20 protein-coding genes are annotated in these 23,833 nt (G+C 54.7%); 8 read left to right on the top strand and 12 right to left on the bottom strand.

Annotated features, from left to right (window positions below):
- Positions 1-218 precede the first annotated feature (218 nt).
- The 5 genes from AC0QHF_RS22660 to AC0QHF_RS22640 all read right to left on the bottom strand — a co-directional run bounded on the left by AC0QHF_RS22660 (position 219) and on the right by AC0QHF_RS22640 (position 4,599).
- Positions 219-647: a SufE family protein gene (locus AC0QHF_RS22660; protein ID WP_324706524.1), complete on the bottom strand. Its 429-nt coding sequence runs from the start codon at positions 645-647 to the stop codon at positions 219-221.
- 203 nt (positions 648-850) lie between these two features.
- Entirely contained in the window at positions 851-1,852 is a 1,002-nt protein-coding gene (gene hemB, locus AC0QHF_RS22655) for a porphobilinogen synthase (RefSeq protein ID WP_324706523.1), read from the bottom strand.
- A 141-nt stretch (positions 1,853-1,993) separates the two neighbouring features.
- A complete protein-coding gene (locus tag AC0QHF_RS22650) occupies positions 1,994-2,470 on the bottom strand; it encodes a hypothetical protein (RefSeq protein WP_324706522.1) in 477 nt (158 codons plus the stop codon).
- A 102-nt stretch (positions 2,471-2,572) separates the two neighbouring features.
- A complete protein-coding gene (locus tag AC0QHF_RS22645) occupies positions 2,573-3,574 on the bottom strand; it encodes an RNA polymerase sigma factor, RpoD/SigA family (protein ID WP_324706521.1) in 1,002 nt (333 codons plus the stop codon).
- A 338-nt stretch (positions 3,575-3,912) separates the two neighbouring features.
- Complete coding sequence (locus tag AC0QHF_RS22640) at positions 3,913-4,599, bottom strand: pentapeptide repeat-containing protein (protein WP_324706520.1); 687 nt, start codon at positions 4,597-4,599, stop codon at positions 3,913-3,915.
- A gap of 231 nt (positions 4,600-4,830) precedes the next feature.
- Here AC0QHF_RS22640 and AC0QHF_RS22635 point away from each other — a divergent pair, with 231 nt between their 5' ends.
- Together AC0QHF_RS22635 and AC0QHF_RS22630 are read left to right on the top strand one after the other, a co-directional pair.
- Positions 4,831-5,091: a helix-turn-helix domain-containing protein gene (locus tag AC0QHF_RS22635; protein ID WP_324706519.1), complete on the top strand. Its 261-nt coding sequence runs from the start codon at positions 4,831-4,833 to the stop codon at positions 5,089-5,091.
- Between the two features lie 46 nt (positions 5,092-5,137).
- The gene (locus AC0QHF_RS22630) at positions 5,138-6,211 is read left to right on the top strand and encodes a winged helix-turn-helix domain-containing protein (RefSeq protein WP_324706518.1); all 1,074 of its coding nucleotides are present in this window, start codon (positions 5,138-5,140) and stop codon (positions 6,209-6,211) included.
- Positions 6,212-6,331: 120 nt separating this feature from the next.
- Here AC0QHF_RS22630 and clpX read toward each other — a convergent pair whose 3' ends face one another.
- The 3 genes from clpX to tig form a co-directional block, all read right to left on the bottom strand.
- Positions 6,332-7,675 carry an ATP-dependent protease ATP-binding subunit ClpX gene (gene clpX, locus AC0QHF_RS22625; protein ID WP_324706517.1) on the bottom strand — a complete coding sequence of 448 codons (1,344 nt, stop codon included), beginning with the start codon at positions 7,673-7,675 and terminating at the stop codon, positions 6,332-6,334.
- 13 nt (positions 7,676-7,688) lie between these two features.
- The gene (gene clpP / locus AC0QHF_RS22620; protein ID WP_324706516.1) at positions 7,689-8,402 is read right to left on the bottom strand and encodes an ATP-dependent Clp endopeptidase proteolytic subunit ClpP; all 714 of its coding nucleotides are present in this window, start codon (positions 8,400-8,402) and stop codon (positions 7,689-7,691) included.
- A 211-nt stretch (positions 8,403-8,613) separates the two neighbouring features.
- Positions 8,614-10,026 carry a trigger factor gene (gene tig, locus AC0QHF_RS22615; protein WP_324706515.1) on the bottom strand — a complete coding sequence of 471 codons (1,413 nt, stop codon included), beginning with the start codon at positions 10,024-10,026 and terminating at the stop codon, positions 8,614-8,616.
- 464 nt (positions 10,027-10,490) lie between these two features.
- Between tig and AC0QHF_RS22610 the strand changes: the two genes are divergently transcribed.
- The 5 genes from AC0QHF_RS22610 (at position 10,491) to AC0QHF_RS22590 (ending at position 18,430) form a co-directional block, all read left to right on the top strand.
- Complete coding sequence (locus AC0QHF_RS22610; RefSeq protein WP_324706514.1) at positions 10,491-11,534, top strand: aspartate-semialdehyde dehydrogenase; 1,044 nt, start codon at positions 10,491-10,493, stop codon at positions 11,532-11,534.
- Between the two features lie 111 nt (positions 11,535-11,645).
- Positions 11,646-12,539 (top strand): 4-hydroxy-tetrahydrodipicolinate synthase, encoded by an 894-nt coding sequence (gene dapA / locus AC0QHF_RS22605; protein WP_324706513.1) that lies wholly within the window; start codon positions 11,646-11,648, stop codon positions 12,537-12,539.
- A gap of 142 nt (positions 12,540-12,681) precedes the next feature.
- On the top strand, positions 12,682-14,553 hold the full coding sequence (locus AC0QHF_RS22600; protein WP_324706512.1) for a ribonuclease J: 1,872 nt from the start codon (positions 12,682-12,684) through the stop codon (positions 14,551-14,553).
- 362 nt (positions 14,554-14,915) lie between these two features.
- Entirely contained in the window at positions 14,916-17,429 is a 2,514-nt protein-coding gene (locus AC0QHF_RS22595; protein WP_324706511.1) for a sigma 54-interacting transcriptional regulator, read from the top strand.
- Positions 17,430-17,518: 89 nt separating this feature from the next.
- The gene (locus AC0QHF_RS22590; RefSeq protein ID WP_324706510.1) at positions 17,519-18,430 is read left to right on the top strand and encodes a tetratricopeptide repeat protein; all 912 of its coding nucleotides are present in this window, start codon (positions 17,519-17,521) and stop codon (positions 18,428-18,430) included.
- 134 nt (positions 18,431-18,564) lie between these two features.
- Here the strand turns inward: AC0QHF_RS22590 and msrA are convergent, their stop codons facing one another.
- The 3 genes from msrA to AC0QHF_RS22575 are packed head-to-tail and all read right to left on the bottom strand — an operon-like array spanning position 18,565 to position 20,395.
- Positions 18,565-19,227: a peptide-methionine (S)-S-oxide reductase MsrA gene (gene msrA, locus AC0QHF_RS22585; RefSeq protein WP_324706509.1), complete on the bottom strand. Its 663-nt coding sequence runs from the start codon at positions 19,225-19,227 to the stop codon at positions 18,565-18,567.
- 30 nt (positions 19,228-19,257) lie between these two features.
- Complete coding sequence (rsmI, locus tag AC0QHF_RS22580) at positions 19,258-20,115, bottom strand: 16S rRNA (cytidine(1402)-2'-O)-methyltransferase (RefSeq protein ID WP_324706508.1); 858 nt, start codon at positions 20,113-20,115, stop codon at positions 19,258-19,260.
- Positions 20,116-20,128: 13 nt separating this feature from the next.
- The gene (locus tag AC0QHF_RS22575; RefSeq protein ID WP_324706507.1) at positions 20,129-20,395 is read right to left on the bottom strand and encodes a hypothetical protein; all 267 of its coding nucleotides are present in this window, start codon (positions 20,393-20,395) and stop codon (positions 20,129-20,131) included.
- A 246-nt stretch (positions 20,396-20,641) separates the two neighbouring features.
- Here AC0QHF_RS22575 and AC0QHF_RS22570 point away from each other — a divergent pair, with 246 nt between their 5' ends.
- Entirely contained in the window at positions 20,642-21,187 is a 546-nt protein-coding gene (locus tag AC0QHF_RS22570; protein WP_324706506.1) for a DUF1269 domain-containing protein, read from the top strand.
- Between the two features lie 55 nt (positions 21,188-21,242).
- Here the strand turns inward: AC0QHF_RS22570 and AC0QHF_RS22565 are convergent, their stop codons facing one another.
- Positions 21,243-23,327, bottom strand: a complete 2,085-nt coding sequence (locus AC0QHF_RS22565; RefSeq protein ID WP_324706505.1) for a 3'-5' exonuclease — start codon at positions 23,325-23,327, stop codon at positions 21,243-21,245.
- Between the last annotated feature and the right edge of the window lie 506 nt (positions 23,328-23,833).

The following is a 23,833-nucleotide window of genomic DNA, read 5'->3' as shown; positions in this document are numbered from 1 at the left end:
AACGGGTTGGATATCAAGACCGCTTGGGAATCAATTCCCAAGCTAACAGCTCAAATCATCTGAAGATGATTGGGGAGTTAGTGCGACTAAATAACCGGACTTGATATCATCAATTTAGAGGGATCGACAATTGATAATTGACCATTCTTCCCCATACCCCTTGCCCTGAGCGGAGTCGAAGGGCTACACCCTACACCCTACACCCCACACCCCACACCCTAAGCACAAGCTTCGGCTTTCTTCTGTAAGGTCTTGAAAATGTTGTAAAATCCGTTGGCGCGGGAGGGGGTCAAACTGGCTTGCAATCCCGTTTCTTCGATAAAATCGGGCTGCAATTGCGCGATCGCCTCTGGTGCGAGTCCGTTCATTCCCCGAACCAACATCGCCACTAAACCTTTTGTTAATTGAGAGTCGGAATCGCCCTGGAATTGCACGCCCCCATTTTCGTCCAGACTGGCGGTGACGTACACTTGCGAAACGCAGCCCGGAACCTTATTTTCCGGCACTTTTTCCGAGTCGGGAAATTCGGGCAGTTTCTGCGCCAAAGTCAGCAGTTGTTCGTAGCGCAATTTATTGGAAGATGCCCGTTTGAATCGCTGCACGATGCGATCGAGGGACGGGGGAAGGGGAGTTGCGGTGGAAGCCATAGGCGATGAGTAGGTGTACGACAGTCCACCTTTTAGCTTAACGGGAATTCTGTCAGAGGTAAAGTTAGTCCGCAGATTACGCAGATTGCACAGATTGAATTGATCGGGTCGGCGGAAGAATTTGGGTGAGGTGTGGGACAGGAAATAGGGGATCGTTGAATTTCTCTTTGTAGGGGCGGTTCGCGAACCGCCCCTACATTCGACTAACGTAAGATTAGAGCCACTTCTTTGGCGAAGTAGGTCAGAATCAAATCTGCGCCGGCTCGTTTCATGCTGGTGAGGGTTTCGAGCATGACTTTTTTCTCGTCAATCCAACCCATGCGTCCGGCGGCGCGAATCATGGCGTATTCGCCGCTGACGTTGTAGGCGGCGACGGGGACGTCGCTGATTTCGCGGACTTTGGCGATGATGTCGAGGTAGGCGAGGGCGGGTTTCACCATCACCATGTCGGCGCCTTCGTCGAGGTCGAGTTCGACTTCTCTGAGGGCTTCCCGGCTGTTGGCGGGGTCCATCTGATAGGTTTTCTTGTCGCCGAATTTGGGGGCGGACTCGAGGGCGTCGCGGAAGGGTCCGTAGTAGGCGGAGGCGTATTTGGCGGAGTAGGCGAGGATGCTGACGTTGGTGTGTCCCGCATCGTCGAGTCCGTCGCGGATGGCGCCGATGCGTCCGTCCATCATGTCGGAGGGGGCGACGATATCGGCGCCGGCTTCGGCGTGGGAGATGGACTGTTTGACGAGGATTTCGACGGTTTCATCGTTGAGGATTTCGCCCTCGTCGCTGACGATGCCATCGTGTCCTTTGCTGGAGAAGGGATCGAGGGCGACGTCGGTGATGACGACGACATCGGGAACGGCTTCTTTGATGGCGCGGACGGTGCGCTGTACGAGGCCGTCGGGGTTGTAGCTTTCGGTGCCGGCGTTATCTTTTTTTTCTTCGGCGACGAGGGGGAACAGGGCGATCGCGGGGATGCCGAGTTCGTAGGCTTCCGCCACTTCTTTGAGGAGCAAGTCGAGGGTGTAGCGGTAGCTTCCGGGCATGGAGGGGACTTCGACTTTCTGATTTTCCCCTTCCATGACGAACAGGGGATAGATCAGGTCGTTCGCCGTCAGTTGGGTTTCTTGCGCCATCCGACGCAGGGCATCGTTACGGCGGAGGCGTCGGGGACGATGCACGAGGTTTAACGCGCTGGAGTTTTCTGATGACATGAGATGAGGATCGCTTTCACTGATTACGGCCAAAGTAACTGTTCATTGTCTCACCGATCGCCCCCGTTTTAGCCGTCGGATACAAATCCACACAATCGGGCTTAACAAATTTTAAAGATTTCGATTTGGGGGCGATCGCACTTACCCCGACTGCTCGATCGCCCGGGCGGTTTCTTCTCTGAGCGTCTCCAAATAGGTTTCGTAGGCTTCCAGTTGGGCCTTCGCTTCCCCCGTGGCGTTTTCGGCGGCTTCGTCCACCTTCGCGATCAAGTTGTCGAGTTCCTCGGCGGACTGTCGCAGTTCGGCTTGCAGTTCCTCCTCCGGCAAATCCACCGCCGCACTCAGGCGGTTCTGAATTTGATTGAGATCCCGTTGGATGTCTTCGGGTTGCAACTCTTGGGAAGAGAGGGTTTCGGCCTCTTCCACGGCGCGATTCACCTCGGTTTCCAACGATTCGATCGCCGTCGCGACATCTCCCCTGTCGAGTTCGGCGACATCTTCGATTTCTTCGACCGTCTCTCGGGCCTGTTGTTCGGGGGCGGTGCAGGATATCAGAATCGGACTGAGGCAAAGGGTGCCCAGGACGGCTCCAAATGGAATTCGAGCGATCGCTTTCATAATACAGTAATGTTGTGGGTTGACATGATTGGATTTCCCGCCCGTCGCCCCCATTTTTTCCGACTCGGACGGCATTTTTTCCCCGTTAAAAACTGGAGAATTTTACAATGATTTCAACCACCCTTTCAGCCGTTCCGTCACCTGGGGGCGGCGCAATTTTCGCATCGCCCGGGCTTGAATTTGGCGCACCCGCTCTCTGGATAGCTCGAAAAGATGGCTGACTTCATCGAGGGTGTGGGGGACTCCCGTGGCGAGTCCGTAGCGGAGGGCGACGACTTCCTTTTCGCGATCGGAAAGGACCGATCCCAACACCTCCAAAATGTCCTGGCGCATCATCACCTCGTTCATCTGGGACTCCGGCGACTGGGTGTCGCTGTCTTCGAGGATATCCATCAATTCGGAGTTTTCCTCGGTGCCGATGCGGTGGTTGAGGGACAGCGATTTGCGGCGGACCTGTTCGAGGAGGCGAACTTGGGACAGGGAAATGGACAGAGCCTCGGCGAGTTCCGCTTCGGTGGGTTTGCGTTGGTGCGATCGCTTCAAATCCCGGTAGGCGAATTTGAGCTTGTTGAGTTGTTCGACGACGTGGACGGGAAGGCGGACGGTGCGCCCCTGGTTGGCGATGGTGCGGGTGATGCCCTGGCGAATCCACCAATAGGCGTAGGTCGAGAATTTATAACCTTTGTCGGGGTCGAATTTTTCGGCGGCGCGGTTCAAACCCAACGATCCTTCTTGGATCAGATCCAGAAACGGAACGCCGCGGTTGAGGTAGCGTTTGGCGATGGACACCACCAGCCGCAGGTTGGAACTGATCATTTTCCGTTTCGCCGATCGCCCTAAATGCAGTTGGCGCTTGAGTTCCGCCTCGCTCAAGTCCGCCGCGATCGCCCATTCGCCGTTGCTGGGTTGGCGTCCGAGTTCGTCTTTGAGTTGCTGTTTGAGGTTTTCCAAAACTACCAATTCTTGGATTTGATGGGCCAGTTCCTTTTCTTCATTCGGCTCCAAAAGAGGATAGCGAGCCATGCGCTTGAACAGGGCTCCGACAGCATCATCCGCCATAGTCGGAGCGTAGGCTACGGTTGATGGTGCGCTGGGTGAATTCATATTGATATCCTCTGATTTTGAACGTGGAAGCCGAATCTCTCAATTCTTTTTCGGGTGATTTGGCGATCGCTGAATCAAAAATAAAATCGGGAATCGAGAAAATTGCTGAGAAACCGGGTTGATCAGGCTATCTTCAGTTCCAACCGGAGCGTCGGTCGGATAGAAACCCGGTTTCTGGAACGACTCATTTTTTCTATTCTGACATTCTCTCCGCCAATTCCCAAATCGACGGGGGCGGCTGAGTGTTCCTGCGGACAACTGCTCCAATCGGGTCATCCTGGGCTTGAACCCCTCAACCGCCAATTTATATCGCGATCGCCCTGCTTAAAGATGAAAATCTAAAAGGTGATTTGCGGCGTATTGAACTGGACGCCATCGTCGCCGCCGGGGGCAATATTTTGCGATCCGGGACTTTGGGAGTCGCGATCGATCTCGATGGGCTCGAAGAGCGAATCCAAATATTCAGGCGTGTATTGAAATTCTCCCTCTAAGTCCGGGCCTCCCATCGGCAGCATCAGTTGGGACGGGTCGCGGCCGATACTCAAATTTTCGCCCCGCAGATCTTCGATGGAACCGCCGGGGGCCATTTGACTCGCCCTCACCGTCGGTTGCAACAGCCGAACCCCATTCATATTGGTTCCCGCCAAACTCGCCCCCGTCAAGTCCGCTTGGGTGAGGTCGGCGTTACTTAGATTGGCGAAGTCTAAATTGGTATTGTCGAGTTCGGTCTGGTTGAGGAAGGCGCCCGACAGGTTCGCTCCGGCGAGGTTGGCGCCCTTGAGGTCGGCCCCCTCCAAATTGACGTTGGCTAAATTGGCGTTTTCTAAATTGGCGTCCCGCAGGTCGGCCCCGATCAGATGAGCACCCATGAGGTCGGCTCCCCTGAGATCGCAACCCTGACAGAATCCCGTTTCGAGCAGTTGTCTGACGTGAGCCGGATTTTCCGCCCGAATTGGCGTGGCAAAGCTCAAGGAGAGTAGTGCAGTCGCTGCCCCTAATATAATCGTTTTGGACGAGGTACTCATCTGTTTGTCCTCCCAAATGGAAACAATCGAAAAATCTTCATTGATTCCTCTACCTCTAGGATAAGGGGCACCGACGGGCGATCGCTTCGGCCGTTGGGTAGAAATTTGTCGGTTTGATTGAAAAATCCCCTCGTGTTGTGCCACTTCCGCCGTACACTGATAATATCCTAGTTTGGGATAATCCGAAAATGGGTTTATCCTAATTTTTGTAAATTCCATGCCCAACACTGCATGATGAAGTCTATCTTTAGTCGAGAATATGATGTCTTTCGTCGGTGTATGATTGCGGCGCGGAAAGATGCGAATCTGACCCAGGCAACCCTTGCTAAAACTCTTGAAAAGCCCCAATCTTTCGTCGCAAAATATGAGAACGGCGAGAGAAGATTGGATGTGGTTGAATTTCTTTTAATTACTCGTGCGATCGGTGTAGACCCTGGCGAGATTATCAGAAAAGTTGAGCAAGCTTTCGGCGCCACATCTCGTGAGGGATAAGTGATGAACACACAAGATTGATAATTTCTGATTGTTAACGATTCCCATGTCCTTCGCAGATGCCGTCATTCAAGTTTTAGAAGATTTTGGCTCTCCCCTGCACTATCGCCAAATCACTCAAATTGCCATTGATAATAATTTGATCCAGACGAACGGCAAAAGTCCGGAAGCCACCCTCAACGCCATCATCGCCGTCGAAATCAAACAGAAGGGCGATCGCAGCCGCTTCGTGAGGGTCGATCGCGGGGTTTTTGGGTTGAGAAAATGGGATGTAAAATCGACGGATTCCGAATCCAATCCGGCGACATCGGACCCGCAAACCGAACGCCGGGTCAAAGTTACCCACTTTCCCATTTATTCGGAATTGAGATTAATTTTACCCATTTGGAACGGATGCGATCGCGCCCAAATTACGGGGTTGCGATCGGCGATAATGAGCCTGTCCGGAACCCTGCAAAATCCGGTGGATTGGTCGAATCCCGATCGCTGGATCTCCGAACGCCTGGACGGGGAAAATCGAGAACTCGCGGAGGCAATTTGGACGGGAAGCGATCGCCAAGTCAACCCCCGCCACGTCTACGGACACTGGCTCCTGTCTCGAACCTATCAATTGCTCGAAGAAGATCCATCTGGAAAAATGTTATTGACCGATGCAGGACAGAATTTTATCTCCCATCCTTTGGGAGACATTGAAAAGCAAATTGACGAGCGAGAAGGGTTATTAAAATTACTCAGTATTGTAGCAGAAAAAGGGGCGGGTCGCCGGGGTGATTTTGTTCCCAAGTGGTCGGACTATCTCAAGCGTCACTCCCAATTCGGCACGGACAGCACCATCAAGGATACCCTGTGGCGGCGGCTGTACAATTTGGGCGATCGCGAACTCTTGATCAAAACCGGGACAACCTACAGCATCACCGACGCCGGTTTGAACTATTTGAAAGATTCCGGAGGCGATGAAGAACTCGACGGAGGCGGGACGGTACAGGAAATTTTAACCCTCGTTAAAGAGCAGAAAGCCATCGAATATGGAATCGGAGTCAAAACGAGGGCGATCGAAGTGTTGGAACTCGACGCCGATGCGTTCGCTCAAAATGACAATTCCACCTCCGATTTAGAATAGAAAATCCTCTCTGTGTTCTCTGTGCCTCTGTGGTGAAATTCTCCGAACCTCCAAAACATGACAATAACTCGCGGCAAACCAAACCGATCGCCGCCCGAAAAATTCACAATGTTTTAACAATTACGCCGATTCCGGCTTCGGCAGCGAGGACGGGTGCAGCAACAGTTCAGCGGTCGATCGCTTCTCGACCATTTCCTGCGTCACCAGACAGCGTTTCACGTCCTTGCGGGAGGGCAACTCGTACATGACATCGAGCATCAGTTCTTCAACAATTCCCCGCAGTGCCCGGGCGCCGGTCTTGCGTCGGAATGCTTCTTGGGCGATCGCGCGGATGGCCTCCTGGTCGAACTCCAACTGCACGTTGTCCATCCGCAGCAGTTTCTGATACTGTTTCACCAGAGCCGATCGCGGCTCGGTCAGAATCGCCATCAGGGTCTTCTCGTCCAGGGGATCGAGTACCGCCACCATCGGAATCCGGCCGATCAACTCCGGAATCAAACCGAACTTCACCAAATCGTCCGGTTCCATCCCTTTCAAGGCTTCGATCGCCTGTTTTTCCCGTTTGGGGTCTTCTCCCGACTGGATAAAGCCCATCGACTTTTTGCCCGTCCGCTGTTCAATAATGCGCTCCAACCCGACGAACGCCCCGCCGCAGACGAACAGGATGTTGCTGGTGTCGATTTGGATGCAGTCCTGGTAGGGGTGCTTGCGGCCGCCCTGGGGGGGGACGTTGGCGACGGTGCCTTCGAGCATTTTCAACAGCGCCTGCTGCACACCTTCCCCGGACACGTCCCGGGTGATGGAGGGATTTTCGCTCTTGCGGGCGATCTTGTCGATCTCGTCGATGTAGACGATGCCCCGCTGGGCTTCCTCGACGTCAAAATCGGCCACCTGCAACAGCCGCAGCAGGATATTTTCCACGTCTTCCCCGACGTATCCCGCTTCCGTGAGGGTCGTCGCGTCGGCCACGGCGAAGGGGACGTCGAGCATTTTGGCCAGGGTTTCGGCCAACAGGGTTTTGCCGCAACCGGTCGGACCGATCAGCAGGATATTCGATTTTTGCAGTTCGATGTTATCTTCGGTTTGGCGGTTGCCTTTGCCTTGGACGAATCCGAGGCGCTTGTAGTGATTGTAAACCGCCACGGACAGCACTTTTTTGGCTTCGTCCTGGCCGATTACGTGGTGGTCGAGGTAGGATTTGATTTCCCGGGGTTTGGGAATTTGGTTGAGGGCGACGCGGCTGGGGGCGTTGCGGCGTTTGGGGGCGGGGGCGGGTTGCGGGCGAGGTGCCGGGGGGACGGGAGGAGCCGTCGCGGAATCGAACAGCTCCTCGTCCAAGATTTCGTTGCACAGTTCCACGCATTCATCACAGATGTAGACTCCGGGCCCCGCAATTAGCTTGCGAACCTGCTCCTGGGATTTACCACAAAAGGAACACTTCAGATGGGAGTCGTACTTAGACATAGTTGCCTCGTTGTTATGTTGCGGGAACAGATTCTCCCGGAACCGGAAGATTCTGCTTGAATATCACCTGATCTATTAGACCATATTCTTTGGCCTCTTCGGCGGACATGAAGAAGTCGCGCTCGGTGTCGGCGGTGATGCGATCGATGGGTTGGCCCGTGTGGTGAGCCAGTAAATCGTTCAGGGTTTGCTTGTGGTAGAGGATTTCTCGGGCTTGGATTTCGATGTCGATCGCCTGTCCCTGAGCGCCGCCGAGGGGTTGGTGAATCATGATCCGGGCGCTGGGGAGGGACATCCGCTTGCCGGCGGCTCCGGAGGCCAGCAGAAACGCGCCCATACTCGCCGCCAAACCATAACAAATGGTGACGACATCGGGGCGGATTTGTTGCATGGTGTCGTAAATACCCATGCCCGCCGTGACGGAGCCGCCGGGGGAGTTGATGTACAGTTGGATGTCTTTTTCGGGATCTTCGGCTTCCAAAAAGAGCATCTGGGCGCTGACGGCGTTGGCCACGTCGTCGTCAATCGCCGTCCCGAGAAAGATGATGCGATCGCGCAGGAGGCGGGAGTAGAGGTCGAAGGCCCGTTCTCCCATCCCCGACTGTTCGACCACCATCGGAATCACGCCAGCCTGGGGGGTTCCGGCGCCGAGGGCACTGGAAGCGCTGGTGATGTCGCCGGAATGGCGGCTCCGAATGGAATTGTGAGAAGACTCAGAGATAATCATCGGAAATTGGTCGTTTAATCCTTAAGTGCGTTCAAAAAAGGGGAGAATTTGGCGCTCGGGCTAGGTTAGCCCGACCATTTCCCGATCGTGAGCGATCGCCGGCCCGTTTCCGGTTGAAATTTTAGCGAATCTATTTCTATTATGCCGGAAAACTCAGGGGTGGGAGTCGGAGCAACGGGCGAATTTCCCCGACTCATTCCCAATATCCGCCCTAGGGCGTTTCGTCGGTGACGACTTCGGTTTCCACCGCCACGGCTTCTTCTGCTTCGGCATCTTCTTCTTCGCCTTCGGAGCCTTCGCTCAACGTCCCTTCGGGGACGAGTTCGACGGTGGAATGTTCAGCCAACCAGGCGTAGGTTTTTTCCGTGATCAGATTGTCCGTCACCACCTGGCGAAGGCGGTCGGGATCGACCTCCTGGCCCTGGAGTTGGGCCATCATTTTTTCTTCTTCGGCTTTAATTTCTTCCTCGCCGACGGTGATGGACTCGGCTTCGGCCACCTTTTTGAGGGCCAGACTTTGCTTGAGTTGGGCGATCGCTTCCGGGCGGAGCTGTTCCCGCATCCGGGGGACGGTGTCGCTGTTGAACAGTTGTTTGACATCGATGCCCATGTTGCTCAACTGCATGGCCTGCTGGGTCAACAGGCGATCGACCTCTTCCCGGATCAGGGTTTCGGGCAGGTCTACCTGCATCTGTTCCACTAGGGCCTGAGCCAGAGCTTTATTTTTATTTTGGGCGGTCTGCTCGGCTTTTTCCTCCTGAAACTGCTTTTCCAGGGATTCCCGCAGTTCGGCGATCGTCTCGTATTCGCTCACTTCCTGGGCGAAGTCGTCGTCCAACTCCGGCAGTTCTTTTTCCTTGAGCTCCTTGAGGGTGATGGTGAAGGTCGCCGGACGTCCAGCCAGTTCCGTGTTACCGTAATCTTCCGGGAAGGCCACGTCCAATTCTTTGGTTTCCCCCGGACTCATCCCCTCGATGCCTTCGGTAAAGCCGGGGATGAACTGACCTTCGGTGAGTTCGACCTGGAAGTTTTCGCCGCTCCCCCCTTCGATTTCCTGGGGTTCGGCGCCCTCTCCGGCGGGGGTGTAGTACCCTTTGAAGTCAACGTAGGCGACATCTCCCTTTTGGGCAGGCCGCCCCTCGACGGGGATCAGGGTCGCCATTTTGGCCCGTTCCCGCTCCAACACTTCATCCACTTGGGCTGGGTCGTATTTGGCTTCCTCAGCTTTGACCTGAAAACCTTGGTACGTTTCGAGTGTGACCTCTGGCTCCACGTCCACGGTTGCCTTGAGGGTGAGGGGTTGGCCCGGTTCGTACCGGACGATCAGATCGTCCACGTCCCCCCGCAGTTCAAAATTGCCGATCGCGGGGATTTTTTCCTGTTCGACGGCCTTGGGGAGGCACTCCTGCATCAGGTCGTCCAGGGCTGCTGCCTTGATCCGGGCTGCTCCCAGGCGTTGGACGAGGATGTGGCGGGGTACTTTACCCTTGCGGAACCCAGGAATGTTGGCGGAACGAGCGTATTTCCGAATCACCTGCTCGTAGGCGTTCTTGGACATTTCCGGAGGGATTTCGATGTCGAGCCCGATTTGGCTGGCGGGAAGTTTTTCCTGGGTTACTTTCATAAGTCGTGATATTCTGAAGTCAATCCGTCTGAAGTCGATGGGCTCCCTCACATTTTAAGGGTGGGGAGCGAAAATCTAGAGATTAGCCAGTATAGGATGCTCTCGGCGGCTGCGTCCAACCCGAAGGCGATCGGGACGGGGCGTCACCGATCTCGAATCTGGGGCGAAGGCATCCGAACTGGGATGTTGGTTGCATCCACTCCGATTAACTATAATATGATCCCAAGTGCGATTCGTTCGGGACGATGGCTGGACTGGATGTGGAAATCTCCCAAACGGCGATCATCGCGGCGGGAGGTCGGGTTTAAAGAAATCTAAATTGTTGTCTCACCGCGCCCGATCGCCGATATAATTCAAGGGTTAAGTGCCATTGCTTCATTAAAAAAATTACCATTCGCTCTCATCTCTTATTAAAATTTCTGATTTATTGTTAAACTGTCCAACTTTCCGGGGAGGAAACGAATTTGTCGAAATCCTATCGAGTTGCCATTTTGGGTGCGACCGGTGCCGTGGGGACCGAGTTGCTGGAGTTGCTGGAGAGCCGGGATTTTCCGGTGTCCGAGCTGAAGTTGCTGGCGTCGCCGCGATCGGCGGGAACCCGCCTGCCGTTTCGGGGGGAGTCGCTCCCGGTGGAGGCGGTGGGCGATCGCAGCTTCGACAATGTGGATCTGGTGCTGGCGTCGGCGGGGGGATCGACCTCCAAGGCTTGGGCCGCCAAGATTGTGGAAGCCGGAGCCGTGATGGTGGACAACTCCAGCGCCTTCCGCATGGACCCGGAGGTGCCGCTGGTGGTCCCGGAGGTGAACCCGGAGGCGGTGGCCGGCCACAAGGGCATCATCGCCAACCCCAACTGCACGACGATCTTGATGAACGTGGCCGTCTGGCCCCTGTACCAGGTTCAACCCGTGCGGCGGATCGTGGTGTCCACCTACCAATCGGCCAGCGGGGCCGGGGCGCGGGCGATGGAGGAGGTCAAAACCCAGGCTCGGGCAATTTTGAACGGGGAGACGCCGCCAACGGAGATGTTCCCCTACCCCCTGGCCTTCAACCTGTTTCCTCACAATTCTGCCCTGAACGAGTCGGGGTACTGCGAGGAAGAGATGAAGATGATCAACGAGACGCGGAAGATTTTCGGGGTGGACGACCTGCAAGTTTCGGCGACTTGCGTGCGGGTTCCCGTACTTCGCGCCCACTCAGAAGCGATTAATCTGGAGTTTGATCGCCCCTTCGATGTCGCCAAGGCGCGGGAGATTCTCTCTCAGGCGCCGGGGGTGAAGTTGGTGGAAGACTGGCAAGCCAACTATTTCCCGATGCCGGTGGATGCCACGGGCCGCGATCCGGTGTTGGTGGGGCGCATCCGCCAAGATCTCTCCCACCCCTGTGGCTTGGAATTGTGGCTCTGCGGGGATCAGGTTCGCAAGGGTGCGGCCCTCAACGCGGTTCAGATCGCGGAATTGTTGGCGGAAAAAGATCTCCTCGGCCGTTCGTCCAAGGCGTTGAGTTACTAGGGATTTTCAACCGGTTTCGGCATCGAATTCAGTTCTCACTCGGGGCGAAAGCGGCCGGGAAAGGGTGACAGAGCGACGGATACAAGAGACAGCAAAAGTGACGCAAAAGAGATGGTAAGTTTTGGAAGAGTGATGACGGCGATGGTGACGCCGTTTCGAGAAGATGGCAGTGTCAACTACGAGGAAGCGGAACGGTTGGCGGCCCATCTGGCGGCGAATGGCAGCGATACCCTGGTCGTGTGCGGTACGACGGGGGAATCTCCCACCCTGACCTGGGAGGAGGAGTACGAACTGTTTCAGGCCGTGCAGCGGGCGGTGGCGGGCAAGGCGAAGGTGATCGCGGGCACGGGGTCGAATTCCACCCACGAGGCGATCGCGGCGACCCAGAAAGCTGCTAAACTGGGATTGGATGGGTCGCTGCAGGTGGTTCCCTATTACAACAAACCTCCCCAAGAGGGCTTGTATCAACACTTTGTCGCGATCGCCGAAGCCTGTCCGGATCTGCCCATCGTCCTCTATAACATCCCCGGACGGACGGGACAAAATCTCCAACCGGAAACCGTCGCCCGTCTGGCATCGGTTGCGAATATTGTCGCCATCAAAGAGGCGAGCGGGAGTCTGGACCAGGCCAGTCAAATTCGGCGTCTGACCCCCCCCGACTTCAAGATTTATTCGGGGGACGACTCCCTGACGTTGCCCTTGCTCTCGGTGGGTGGAAGCGGCGTGGTGAGTGTCGCCAGCCACATTGTGGGCCACTCGATCCAAGGGATGATTCGGGCGTTTGAAGCCGGCCGGGTGCTCGAAGCAACTGAAATTCATATCAAACTCTTCAGTTTGTTCAAAACATTGTTTATCACGACCAATCCCATTCCGATCAAAGTGGCGCTCAAATGGTCGGGTTGGAATGTCGGCGGCTGCCGTTCCCCGATGTGCGAACCGTCCCCGGATGTCATCGAAAAGATCGGGGCAGTTCTGAAGGAATTAAGTTTGCTCGAAACCCAATAATTTGGATGGTGAAATCCGGGTTTCAGACCATTGAATATTTGTAGTTGATGGGGCGCTCGACTGTTGGCAGCAAATCGGGCTGTCCGGTGTTCTATCAATTGCGATCGCGAGTTAACAACTAGACCCAAAAAAGAGGTTTATTATGACAAAAAACGGATCGTCTTCCAACCGAACCAGACCGTCTTCGAGAGCGGCGAAAATCTCAAAGAAAAACGCCAACGGCAACGGCGGCAACAACGGCGTAAATGACAACTCGCCCAAACTCAAAATTATTCCTTTGGGCGGGCTGCACGAAATCGGGAAAAATACCTGCGTCTTCGAGTACGAAGATGAAATTGTCCTCCTCGACGCCGGACTGGCTTTTCCCACCGACGGGATGCACGGGGTCAACATCGTCCTCCCCGACGTCACCTACCTGCGGGAAAACCGCCACAAAATCAAGGGGATGATCGTCACCCACGGCCACGAAGACCACATCGGGGGCATCGCCTTCCACCTGAAACAGTTCGACATCCCGGTCATCTACGGTCCGCGGCTGGCGATGGCTTTGCTGCAGGGCAAATTGGAAGAGGCCGGTGTCGCCGATCGCACGGAATTGAGAACCGTCCGGCCCCGGGATATGGTGCGGGTTGGCAAAAATTTCTTGGTGGAATACATCCGCAACACCCACTCCATCGCCGACAGCTTTACGGTGGCGATCAATACCCCCGTGGGGGTGGTGATCCACAGCGGCGATTTCAAAATCGACCACACCCCCATCGACGGCGAATATTTCGACTTCCAGCGGTTGGCGGAGTACGGCGAAAAGGGTGTCCACTGCCTCCTGAGCGATTCCACCAATTCGGAAGTTCCGGGCTTCACCCCCTCGGAAGCGTCGGTGGCCCCGAATATGGAACGGATCATTTCTGCGGCTTCCGGGCGGGTACTGGTGACGACGTTCGCCTCTTCGGTGCACCGTTTGAATATCATCCTCGGCATCGCCCAGAAATTGGGGCGATCGGTGGCTGTGGTGGGGCGATCGATGCTGAACGTCATCGCCCACGCCCGCAATTTGGGTTATATCAAATGTCAGGACAGCCTGTTCGTCCCCCTCAACGCGATCCGGGACTTGCCGGATGAGAAGGTGCTGATTTTGACGACGGGTTCCCAGGGCGAACCCCTGGCGGCGATGACGCGCATCGCCAACGGTTCCCACCGACAGATCAGTATCAAAAAAGGCGATACGATCGTGTTTTCGGCGAACCCGATTCCCGGCAACACCATCGCCGTGGTCAATACTATCGACAAGCTGATGATACAGGGGGCCAACGTGATTTACGGGCGGCATCACGGCATCCACGTTTCCGGGCACGGCTGTCAGGAAGATCAGAAGTTGATGTTGGCCCTCACCCGTCCCAAGTTCTTCGTCCCGGTGCACGGCGAACACCGGATGCTGGTGCAGCACAGCAAGACGGCCCAGAGTATGGGCATCCCGGCCGAGAATATGGTGATCATTAATAACGGTGACGTGGTGGAATTGGGTCAAGATTCGATCCGCATCGGGGATAAGGTTCCCTCGGGTATCGAGCCGGTGGATTCGTCCCGCACGGGATTTGTCCGGGACGACGTGCTCAAGGAGCGGCAGCAACTCGCCGAGGATGGCGTGGTGACGGTGGCTGTGGCGATCGGCACCGAGGGCAAGCTGTTGGCGACCCCCGAGATTCACCTGAAAGGGGTGGTGATGTCGGCGGACCGGAGTTTGTTGAAGAAGCAAATCGTCCAGGCGATCGAAAATACCCTCAACGATCGCTGGTCGGAGTTCAGCCGTGACCTGGGCGACGATCAGGGCAACGAGATCGACTGGGTGGGGGTGCGGACTCAGATCGAGCGGGCGATCGCGCGTCTGCTGCGTCGCGAGTTGCAGAGCAATCCCCTGCTGGTGTTGCTGATGCAAACCCCCGAAGAGGCCCCGGCTTCTTCCCAGAAACCGACGGGACGGCGGCGGCCCCGGACGGCGGCGCGGGTGGCGTCTTAAGGCTAGGGTGTAGGGTGTAGGGAAGAGATCGCGATTTTCTCTTCGACTCCCCCATCCTTCAGATCCGGGGGCGGTTCGCAAACCGCCCCCACCATTATCCCTGGAATGTTGATTTAAAAATCAATTCAATGACAGGATTTCCAATAATGAATAAAACAGTATCAGAATCGAGGTTTTTTGTCAACCTGAAAACCTATTTTTTTTGAAAGCTGAAAAAGACGGCGGCCAGGACAATCAAACCGAGTAAAGCCAGGGGAGCCCAGAGGTTGGAAAATGCGATCGCGGTTGACATGGAAGGAAAATCGGATCGGATCTAAAGATGGGATTAAAATAGAGAGTAAAGTCACCCAGGGGGGCAACCCATGACTCAGACCGATCTCGTCCAGTGGCTCAGTGAACGGACGGCTCTCAGCCTATTGGAGTTTAACATAATTGAGACGATCGCGCCCCAACTCGAAGATCGCACCGTGCCGGCTGAGGGGGTGGTGGCGTCCAAGGGGACTTCCCCGGATGGACTCTACATTTTGCGTTCGGGGGAACTGGAAAATCCGGAGCGGGGGGCGAAGGGTGAAAATGGCTTGCCGGGGGTGGCGATCAATTTGCGATCGCTGCTGTTGAATCGTCCGGTTCAACAAACTTTAATTGCCAAAACGGACTGTCAATTTTGGGTGATGGAGGCGGAAGCATTTCGGAAGTTGGCGGAGGTGCATCCAGAAATTACCCAAGCGTTTTCGCAACAACTCGCCGAAGAGGTTGACGAACTTTCCGCCCAACTGATTTACGAGCAGGAACGGCTGACGATTTTGCGGCCCTATTTGGTGCCCAGGGCGAGGCGGGGAATTGTGGGGCGGAGTCGGTACGCCGTGCGGCTGCGATCGCAGATCAAAGACGCTTCAAAAACTCGGAAATCGGTCTTGGTTTTTGGGGAACCGGGGGTCGAAAAAGATAATATCGCGGCTTTGATTCACTTCGGATCGGGCGATCGCCGGGAACCGATCATCAAAGTTGACTGTTCTACAGTGCAGGCGAGCGGTTCCGATTTGTTCGGACGCCTCGGGGGAAAGTCGGGTTTGATCGAAGCCTTGGGAAAGGGAACTTTGGTTTTGAATAATATCCAAGAATTGCCCTCAGAATTAATTCCGGCGATCGCCAATCTGTTGGAAAATGGGCTGTATCTCCCCGTCAGTCGGAGGGAAGAAGACACCCCCACGGCAAAAGTCTCGGAAGCCCGAGTGATCATCATTTCGGAAAAGATTGTCGCCAACGTCGATAACTTGGTCGGAATGACGGTCAAAGTGCCGCCGCTGCGGGTACGAAAATCGGATATCGAGGATTGGGTAAATTACAATATCAGCTTAATTTGTCGGGCGAAAGGAGTCGATCGCGTCCGCATCACGCCGGAAGCTTTGCGGCGGTTGCAAGCCTACGATTTCCCCAACAATTTGCGGGAACTGCGGAACCTGATCGAACGGGCGATCGTGCAGCTTCAGGGGTGCGAAGAAATCACCGAGGAAATCATCTGGCCCTCCCAAAGTAAGAAGCAGCAATTCCGCGTCAACTTGCTCAATTCCTATCCGAAATTCCGGCAATTTCTGCGGAGTCCCTGGTGGCCCGATCGCATCAATTACGGCTTCACGGCGGCGGCTTTCGCGGCGGTGGTGGCTATTTTATTTCTCGGCCCCCAGACGCGATCGCAAAATTTCGCCCTCAATCTGTTTTGGGCTTGGTGGTGGCCGCTGGTGCTGCTGATTTTTCCCTTTTTGGGACGAATCTGGTGCGCGGTTTGTCCGTTCATGATTTACGGAGAAATTACCCAAAAACTCTCCCTGTGGCTGTTCCCGCGCCAACTGAAACGGTGGCCCCGGCAGTCGGCGGAACGGTGGGGCGGCTGGTTTTTGTTCGGGTTATTCGCCCTAATTTTGCTGTGGGAAGAACTCTGGGATCTGCCGAATACCGCCTACCTTTCCGCCTGTTTGTTGCTGCTGATTACGGCGGGGGCGATGATTTTTTCCGCCATCTTTGAACGGCGGTTTTGGTGTCGCTATTTGTGTCCCATCGGCGGGATGAACGGAATGTTCGCGAAGTTGTCGATGACGGAATTGCGGGCGCAGCAGGGTACCTGTTCGGCGGAATGTAACACCTATCAATGTTATAAAGGAGGGCCGCAAAAAGGGGAGGGACTGGAAACGGCGGGATGTCCGCTATATTCCCACCCCGCCCAGTTGGAAGACAACCGGGATTGCGTGTTGTGCATGACCTGTTTGAAAGCCTGTCCCCACCGTTCGGTAGAGGTAAATTTGCGCCCGCCGGGAATTGAGTTGTGGACGACCCACATCCCCCGCAGCTACGAGGTAGCGCTGTTATTTTTACTGTTGGATGTGGTCTTTTTGCACCATTTGCCCGAGTTGCAGGGTTATTTTAATTTTACCCTGAATCTCGATAACTTTTGGACGCATTTGGGTATCTCTGTGGTGATTTTGAGTTTGCCCGCGATCGCGCCTATTTTTGCCCACAGTATCTATCGATTGATTGTCCCAAATAAACCCCGTCCCTTTGTCGAGTTAGCCTACGGTTTTCTCCCCTTTGTACTGGCGTTGAATGTCGCCCATTACCTGCGGTTGGGATTGGGAGAAGGGGGGCGAATTCTGCCCGTCGCTTTCGCTACGTTTGGGCTAGATGGTTCGAGTTTGCCCGTCTGGGTGGCACATCCGGCGGTGATCGAATTTCTACAGGGTTCGACGCTATTTTTGGGAATAATAATGGCGATTTTGCTGACGCAGAAAATTGCCCGCCAACCGCTGCGCGTTTTGTTGCCGTGGCATCTGGCGACGGTGGGTTTGGGCGCGATCGCCTGGCAGGTTGTGGTGGGATATTAAAGCCAACCGTGGGGGCAACCTTACAGGGTTGCCTAAAATTAGAGTTGTGTTAGTATCGATAAACCCCAAATCTATTTGCGATCGACACCATGACGAGACTGCGTATATTAACCCTGGTACTCGCTTTAATTCTCGCCTCGCCGCTATCCGCGATCGCCCAGACGGTTGAGGAGTTAGTGAAACGGGGTGTGGAAGCGGGAAATCGGAATAACCACGCCCAGGCAGAACAGATCTTTCGCCGAGTTATCCGACAGGAACCCGGAGATTTTCGCGGTTACTACGGGTTGGGTTTGTCTCTGGCACAACAGGGGGATTTCGAGGGGGCGATCGCCAATTTTGAACGGGCGATCGCACTCAATCCCAATTATGCCCTCGCCTACAATAATTTGGGCATCGCCCTGGCAGAACAGGGAAACTACGAAGAAGCCATTTCCTATTTTAAATCGGCGCTGAAACTGGTTCCAAACGATGCGAGGATGTATTATAACTTAGGGTTGGCTTTGGCGCGACAAGAGCGCCTCGACGAAGCGATAGCCAACTATCGGGAAGCCCTCAAACTCAATCCCAACGATGTCAAAACTTACTATAACTTGGGCTTGACGTTAGCCCGACAGGAGAACTATAGGGAAGCGATCGCTAATTACGAACGGGCGATCGAACTCAACCCGTCTTACGACGGTGCCTATTATCACTTGGGTTTAGCCTTGTATGAAATGGGGGAAATGGAGGAGGCGATCGCCAACTTAGAAATGGCGGTAAAACTCAATCCGAATAATAACCTTGCTTACTATAATCTCGGGGTTTTGCTGTCTCAAATGGGGGAACTTGAAGGGGCGATCGCACAATTTAAAGAGGTCATAAAACTCGATCCGGACAATGCCGAAGCCCATTACAATCTCGGGATTTTGCTGTATGAAACCGGACAAGAAGAGGCGGCGAGGGAACAGTTGGAAATCGCCAATCAACTCGACCCGAGTTTGGAATTTTCCAGCGATCGCTGATTGCTAAAATATCGCACTTTGTTCAAAATTTCTCCTACAAAAAATCGGTTGATCGGTCATTGGGTAGGGCGATCGCATTTCTTTGCTTTTCAAAAAAACGGAACGGGCGCCCGACCCGTTCCCGTTTCAATCCATTAAACAGAAGTTTCCGTCAAACCCGCCGGACAGCCGACGCCGGTGCCGCCCAAACCGCAATAACCGCCGGGGTTTTTGCCCAGATATTGCTGGTGGTAAGACTCGGCGTAGTAGAATTCCGGGGCGGACGCGATCTCGGTGGTAATGGTCCCGTAACCCGCCTTAGAAAGGGCTTCCTGATAGCGATCGCGGGAGGCTTCGGCGAGTTTTTTCTGCTCGTCGGAATAGGTGTAAATCGCGGAGCGATATTGGGTGCCGGTGTCATTGCCCTGGCGCATTCCCTGGGTGGGGTCGTGGCTTTCCCAGAACAGTTTCAGCAGGTCCGCGTAACTGATGACCTTGGGATCGAAAACCACCAAAACCGCCTCGGTGTGACCCGTCATGCCGCTGCAAACTTCCTCGTAGGTGGGGTTGGGCGTGTGGCCGCCCGCGTAGCCGACGGCGGTGGTGTAGACGCCTTCTTGCTGCCAGAATTTGCGCTCGGCGCCCCAGAAGCAGCCCAGACCGAAAACGGCCTGTTCCATACCTTCCGGGAAGGGCGGCTTGAGGGGGTTGCTGTTGATGTAGTGGCGATCGGGCACGGGCATGACGCGATCGCGCCCGGGCAGGGCTTCTTCCGGTGTCGGTAGGGTTTTCTTTTTGCCGAATCCGAATAGTACCATAAAATTTTTGAGTGACTGCTTAACGTTCCTTTACATTGTAGGGGGTTCGTCGGCGAGGGTGAGGGCGAGTTGGTAAATTTGGCGGCGGGGGAGGGCGGTTTTCTGGGCCAACTGGCGGCTGGCCTGCGATCGCGAAAGTCCCTGTTTGAGGAGGTGTTGCAGTTCCGACCGCAGCGCCTCTTCCGAGGGTGGTGGGGATTCCCGACGGGCTCCGGCGACAATCAAAGTCAATTCTCCCTTCGGGTCCCGTTCAGCGTAGTATTCCACCGCCGCTTCCAGGGTGCCGCGCCAAAATTCTTCGTGGAGTTTGGTCAGTTCCCGGGCCACCACCACGGCGCGATCGCACCCCAAAACCCCCGCCAGATCGGCTAAAGTTTGGCGCAGTCGGTGCGGTGCCTCGTAGAATATCATCGTCCGTACCTGCGATCGCAATATTTCCAACCGTTCCTGTCGTTCCTTGCCCTTCCCGGGCAAAAACCCCTCGAAAACGAAGCGATCGCTGGCCAGTCCCGAGGCGCTCAACGCCGTCAGACAGGCGCTCACGCCGGGGACCGGCACCACCGGAATCCCCACTTCCAGGCAGGCGGCGACCAGTTCCCCCCCCGGGTCGGAAATTCCCGGCATCCCCGCATCCGTCACCACGGCGACGGTTTTTCCGGCCAACAGGCGATCGAGCAATTCCGGAATTCGCTGCCGCCGGTTGTGTTCGTAGTAGCTAATTTGGGGGGTTTGAATTTGAAAGTGATGCAACAATTTCCCGGTGTGGCGGGTATCTTCGGCCGCGATCAGATCGGCCGCTTTCAAGGTTTCGACGGCGCGAATGGTCATGTCTTCCAAATTGCCGATGGGAGTGCCGACGACGTAGAGGGTTGCGGGTTGCAGGTGCATGATTCGAGCAATTTTAAAATAAAAACCACAGGGCGACAATGAGACCGACGCTAAAAAGCAGAGAAAACTTGACGGCCCGTTTGAAGCGTTGGCTGAATAATCCCAGCACGTTGATGACCGTCAAAATCAAAATCACAATTCCGATATAAACGACTTTTTGATCCTGATTTGCCACCAACGGATTGTCTTGGGAGACGTCCGGTTGAATGGGTTCCGCATCCAACGGGTCAACTTGGGCGACCCACCGTCGATCCGGGGGTTCGGAAGGATTTTTGATCATGGGCGATCGCGATCGATTGATGAATCGAGAGAGCTTGCCACCGTTTCGGATTCCGGTCTTTTGCCAGACTATCACAGTTGGCGCCATTCCCGACTCTTTTCGCGTGAAGAGTTTGGTCCGGCCGAGTCGAAACCCATCGTTGAAAGAGAACCGGAATGTGTTAGAGTTGGGCATATTTTCAACGACTGTCCCGCGATCGCCGTTTCCGGATGGCGATCGCACCCACTCCAATGGAGAGAAATACCCATGACCGCATTTGAAGCTCCGACCAATCTGATCGTCACGGCTTACAACGAAAAAAACAAAGCAAAAGAGGTTTTGAAAACCCTGAAAGAAATGCAGCGGGCCGGAATTATTTCCATCGTCAACGCCGCCGTCATGGTCAAGAATGAAAAAGGGAAGGTTTCCATCAGCGAAACCGGGGATATGAACGCCCGCGGCGGTGCCGTCGTCGGCGGAATTGCAGCCGGATTGATCGCCCTTTTCAACCCCGTCGGCGCGTTAGGGTTGATCGCGATGGCGGCCGGGGGTGCCGGGGTGGGGGCTGTCATTACCCACTTTATCGACCTCGGATTTCCCCAGGAAGACCTCAAAGATCTGTCGGAATCTTTGACCCCCGGCAGTTCGGCGATCATCGCTTTGGTGGAACAAACTTGGGTCGAAAAAGTGTGCGAAGAACTCGAAAAATTCCAAGGTAAAATGTATCGCCGAGCCATCAAAGCGGACATCGCCGCCCAGTTAGCAGAAACGGCAAAAAAGGTTGAGCCGACCGTCGAATCTCAACCCGAATAAAAACTGTTAATTATCGGTTTCGGGTGCGTTCAATTCCTGGACGCATCCGACCAATTTAGAATTGTTCTCGCCGCCAGTGTTCCGAGGGGAGGTCGTCGATAAACCGAGACGGAGCGCTCGGGGAACCCACCACCGCAAGCGATCGCATCGCCCGAGTACAGCCGACGTAAAATAAGCGGCGCTGTTGGTCGAGAATCACCTGCTTTTCTTCTTCGGGTCGGCTTTTTTCCAGGTGCGGAAGTGTATTTTCCTCCAAACCGACCACGGCGACAAATGGAAATTCCAAACCCTTGGCATCGTCCAGGGTCAGGACTTTAATTTGCGGCCGGTTCAGATCGATTTTTTTTCCCGATATAAACGTCGCCTGTAATCCCAACTCTCGCATCCGATCGGCGATTTTTTTGCCGATTTTTGGTGTCGGACATAAAACCGCGCCGCCGTGCAGCGGCAGGCGAAACGTTTTGGCAGAATCCAACAAAAACTGGCCGATCGCGACCGCTTGCGAGTCAAAGTCATCCGTCAGGTAAATGGCGGGCCAGTTGCCCAAATAGGGGGACGGTTTGGACTCCGAAAACTCTTCCTCGCCGGCGAGAATATCGGCACAGGCGATCGCAATTTGTCGGGTATTGCGATAATTTTGACGCAGGATCGAGGTGTGGCCGGTCACTTTCAGTTCCCCGTGAATTTGGTTCCAACTGAAACCCCGCTGGTGGATAGATTGGGAGGCATCAGCGGTCAAATAGACGCGATCGAACGTGGGAGTCAACGCCAGCACGAAACGCAACGCGACGGGGGACAAATCCTGGGCTTCCTCAATAATAATTGCCCGGTAAGGTTTTTGAGTCTCGGCCAGAATGGCATCCAAAGCCATGCGACACATCTGTTTCCAGACGATCCAGCCTTTGGCTTCCATGACCCGTTTCCAGGTACAGTATAAGTGCCACAGCACCGTCCTTGTCGAGGGATGTAGGGAAAATCCTCGCCCCTGTCGCGGATGATTTTTGTAAACTTCGAGGCTGGAAATTCCCCAGCCTTCGATGACATCGATGAATTCTTCTAATAAGTAAGAAAATCCCAAATTTTCCAGCTTTTTGATATTTTTTATATGAGATTTATCGGCGGAATTTTTGACAATATTAAGCGCCTTTTTTAGGCAAAGTTTGCACTGTTTATTGTCGGCAATTGGGGGATGGGAGTAAGAATGTTGGTAGTGTTGTCGCACCAAATCGTCAACGGTCGTCACCTCCACCCCCAGCCGTTCCGGCTTTTGTCCGAGAAGCTGCTCCAAAAGCTGTTTGGAATAGGTGACGAGGGCGGCAGAATGGGTGACGAATAAAATGGGTCGATGACCCGAATCTACCAATTTTTTGACCCGGTAGAGGGCGATGATAGATTTTCCCGTACCCGGCCCGCCCTTGATCAAAATGGGGCCGCGAATCTGAGAATTTGCCAGATGTTTCTGTTGGGGATCGAGGGCGAGTAAAAACTCGGTAATATCTCCCTCCAGAAACCGATCCAAATCCTCCGGCTTCATGAGATTATATTTGGGTTCATCTCGGATCTCTTTCAAGGAGCTGGGGAACAAATTATCCAGGATGCGGCCGAAAATGCGATCGGGAAGTTCCAGGTTCAGGAGATCGCCCTCGGTTTTTGCCGCCATCAAACCCCGCCAGTATTCCCCGGGAATTTGCCACTTTCGCAGATTATTGTGCGTCAGATATTTTGGCAGTTTTTTCCAGTCCGAATGGAGGGGATTATTGGGGGCGATCGCGGGCTGTTTCAGACTTTCGGTTTGCGGCTCCGATTTCGGAGCCGGCGAATCCGCCACGGTCAGGACTTTCAGTGGGCCGGGGACGGGAAGGTTTTTATATGTGTTTTCCCTCCGCTTGCGAATGCTCAGGAAGGTGACGGCATCATTTTCGACCGTGTAAAATAGGCGATAGTTGCGACGAAATTTGATGCGATAAATGTCGGTATTTCTGATTTTTCGCGTATTGTATCCGGTGAAGAGCGGGTGCTCTTGGAAACGGCCGACGACTTTGGGAAGGTCGTTTTTAACTTGCATCGGCAAATCGAATATTTCATTGATGAATGTTTTTGACATGAACAGTTGCCAATCATGTCCTCTGGCTGCAATCATGATAGATATCACCTCAAAATAATGGCGGCAAACGGTCGGACTTGCCCCCGACCCGACGGATGTCAGAATGGGAGATCGGCGCGTCGATGCTGCACTGCACGGAGGGGGGCGAATCAAGCGATCGAGAATGGGTCAATCTGCGCTCTTGTCAGGCCCGAACCATTCAGTCGGTGCGGCAATTGGATGCAATTTTTCGGAGAAGTTGACGACTTGATTAAATCAATCTTAAAATATGTAGGCTCGGAAAGGCGACCGTATAAACTCGTAAATCAAGCCGGAATCGGGTCGATGTGACAGGGGTTGAAACGGTAAATTTGCGGATCGATCGCATATCGATCGCCCCCGAACCCTATCAAAATGGGGTGTAATTTCCGATGTCGCCCACCGGAAATTGTTGACGAACCCCCTGTTCGACAACTTCGGCAACCCCCGCCACCCCGTCGCCAACCACTTCTACATCCGCGCCGTCGAAAAGGAACGCCCCGAACTGGGCATCCCGTCAGCCG

The organism is Lyngbya sp. CCY1209 (assembly GCF_055795065.1).
Note: the sequence above shows the minus strand (reverse complement) of the source record. Positions and strands in the feature narration are given on the sequence as shown.